General features: G+C 49.7%; 3 protein-coding genes. All 3 read right to left on the reverse strand.

The window, feature by feature from the left end:
• On the reverse strand, window positions 1-661 hold a 661-nt coding region (locus J3351_RS13930), incomplete at its 3' end, for a DNA topoisomerase (RefSeq protein ID WP_374222261.1).
• The gene (locus tag J3351_RS13935) at window positions 648-2,285 is read right to left on the reverse strand and encodes a recombinase family protein (protein WP_207697993.1); all 1,638 of its coding nucleotides are present in this window, start codon (window positions 2,283-2,285) and stop codon (window positions 648-650) included. The genes J3351_RS13935 and J3351_RS13930, both read right to left, overlap by 14 nt.
• Before the next feature lie 81 nt (window positions 2,286-2,366).
• Entirely contained in the window at window positions 2,367-2,549 is a 183-nt protein-coding gene (locus tag J3351_RS13940) for a hypothetical protein (protein ID WP_005924684.1), read from the reverse strand.
• Between the last annotated feature and the right edge of the window lie 316 nt (window positions 2,550-2,865).

The following is a 2,865-nucleotide window of genomic DNA, read 5'->3' on the forward strand; positions in this document are numbered from 1 at the left end:
GGCTGTCCGTGCGGGGATAGGTCAGCAGCTTCTTTTCGTAGAGGCTCTGGGCGTAGTCAAGGGTCTGCTTCGCCGTGTATCCGAACAGGCGGTTTGCCTCACGCTGCAAGGTGGTGAGGTCATAGAGCTTCGGAGGCTGTTCCTTCTTCTGCTCTTTCGTGACAGAGGTACAGGTGACGGCCGCACCCTTGCACATAGCCGCTGCCTGTTCCGCCTCCGCCGGATCGGTGAATTTCTCTGACACCGCTTCGGCTCCGTTCAGCGTCAAGCGCAGCAGATGATATTTTTCCTTGTGGAACAGCGTGATCTTCGCGTCACGCTCCGCCAGCATTGCCAGTGTGGGGGTCTGAACACGGCCCACATTCAAGGTGCGGTGATAGAGAACGGAGAAAAGGCGCGTGGCGTTGATCCCCACCAGCCAATCCGCTTTCTGGCGGCAGAGTGCGGATTGATACAGGGCTTCATAATCGGCGCCGGGGCGCAGGTCAGAAAAGCCCTCTCGGATAGCGCTGTCCTCCATCGAGGAAATCCAGAGGCGAAGGACCGGCTTGCGGCAGCCGGTCATTTCATACACCAGCCGGAAGATCAGCTCTCCCTCACGTCCGGCGTCTGTAGGATAGTTCTCGGAGGTGACTTTTCTGACATTGTTACTCGATGGCATCCAATGGGCCGATAAAGCGGTAGAAAATCTGGATTTTCTGGACGTATTCGCCATCGACCTTTTCCGCTTTGGATACCAGAATCTTGTCAATCAGCTGATGCAGAATCTTATAGTTCAGTTCGGTGATGCCAGCGTACTTGCTGACTTCATCAATAAAATCCTGAATCTTGTCCAGCTGATCGTGTTCAGCACGGCCTTCCCGCTCGTACTGCTCAATCTTCTCGGTCAGTTCAGCCTGTTCTTTGTCGTAGCGATCTGCAAGCATTTGAAAACGTTTCTCCGGGAGAAGTCCCTTTGATACGTCCTCATAAAGTTTTGCATACAGGTCTTCGATTTCTGCGATTCGTGCTTTACACTGCTTCAAATCCCGTTTGTGCTGTGCCCGGTCAGAGGACACCCGGAGGTGCATCTGATTTGCAATCTTCTTCACAAGGGCTTCCCGATTGCTCACAGCGGTCTTTGCGTGTGCCTGAATGTCCGCAAAGACAGCTTCATGCAGAACACGTGCTTCCAAATTATGAGAGTCACAGGCTTTCGCACCATATTTCCGATAAGTGCTGCAACAATAAAAGGTCTGATCCAGAACACTGTTACGTTTGCGCCTGTGCTCGACCTTGACTAACATCGTTCTGCCGCAGTCTGCACAGCGGACGATGCCCTTGAAGATATTGTCGTAGTCGGTCTTATCACACATAAAACAACCGAAACGGCTGTAAAGGATTCGCTGCACGTTTTCCCAGCGGTCTTGTGGGATGATTGCTTCATGTGTATTCGGAACGATAGCGCGTTCTTCAAACGGAATATAACGCCGCTTTTTGGATTTCATGGACACGGTGGGCTTGGCTTCGTAGATGATGTGTCCGGCGTAGACTGGGCTGTGCAGAACCTGACTGATATAGGCACTGTCCCAATCATACATCTTTTCATCATCAATAAAGCGGCCAAACATCTCTTTCTTGTAGTAACACGGCTTCAAGACTTTTTCATCGTGGAGCCGCTTGGCGATGCGGTGAAGCCCCAGCCCTTCCTCTGCCATTGAATAGATATACTCAACAACGGGGGCGGTGTTCGGGTCGATCACAAGGTGATTGTGGTCGGCAGGGTCTTTCTGGTAGCCAAACGGTGCGCCGCTGGAGATATACTTTCCGCTTTTCTTGCGTGTCCGAAGGGCACTCTTGATTTTTCGGGAAGTGTCTTTGGCGTACATTTCATTGATGATGTTTCGGAACGGGGCAATATCCATCTGAGATTGCTCGTTGGAATCATAACCATCGTTGATTGCAATATAGCGGACACCGTGTTCAGGAAAGAAGATTTCCATATACGTTCCGGTTTCGATGTGGTTGCGTCCAAGTCGGGACTGGTCTTTGGTAATGACTGTTGCCACCTTTCCTTCCCGGATATCATCCAGAAGTTTCTGAAAGGCAGGGCGGTCAGAGTTCGTACCGCTGTAACCATCATCAACATAGTACTGGCAATTCCCGAAACCGTTGCGTGTGGCATACTCCATAAGCATCGCCTTTTGAGTGCGGATGCTCAGGCTTTCGCTGTTTGAACCGTCATCTTTTGACAGTCGGCAGTATAAAGCAGTTACTTTTTTGTCCTTTTCCATGTGTACCTCCATAATGGAAAAGAGACCTCATCAATCACATTGTAGCGGATGCTGCGTGATGATGCAAGCCCTTTTCCGCAGTAAAACGTCCAATTAGCCAGCGGCGAGATACGATTCGGCAGTTTTACGAATTTCTTCTTCCGCAAGCCGCTGAAAAAGCGTATTCATCGGCACATTGCCGATATAATGGCGTTCCACGATCAGGCGCACGGACTTCGGACTTCTCGGCGCACGTTTACGTGTGGTGGGCTTCTTCTCAGATTTTTCTTTGTTCAAGGGCAGACCTCCTCATTCATGTGGTGCAAATACGGAAAGGAATGGATGGATTCTATTCGTTTTTCTCTTTTTGTTTTATTACGTTGGTTAGGTGAAAGTTTTCTTCGATACAGTCTTAAAGGCTGCTATACTGCATAGGAAAAATATCTTTTGCAGATGCCATTAAGAATCTGCATCACAGAATCGTGATTTTGGCGGTTCTTGAATCGTGAAAAACGCAGAACTATTCAACATTTGGAATTTTCACAAAGATGTGATTGGGCGAAGAAAACCGCGTTCGTCTGCGCTCAATCAATCCCGCAGCGTCCAATTCCTT

This window comes from Faecalibacterium sp. Marseille-Q0746, assembly GCF_017377595.1.
In the GTDB taxonomy this organism is placed as follows: domain Bacteria; phylum Bacillota; class Clostridia; order Oscillospirales; family Ruminococcaceae; genus Faecalibacterium; species Faecalibacterium duncaniae.

What these genes read in the sequence shown, in the direction of transcription:
- J3351_RS13935 (WP_207697993.1), bottom strand. Translation starts at nt 2,285, where the DNA reads ATGGAGGTACACATGGAAAAGGACAAAAAAGTAACTGCTTTATACTGC.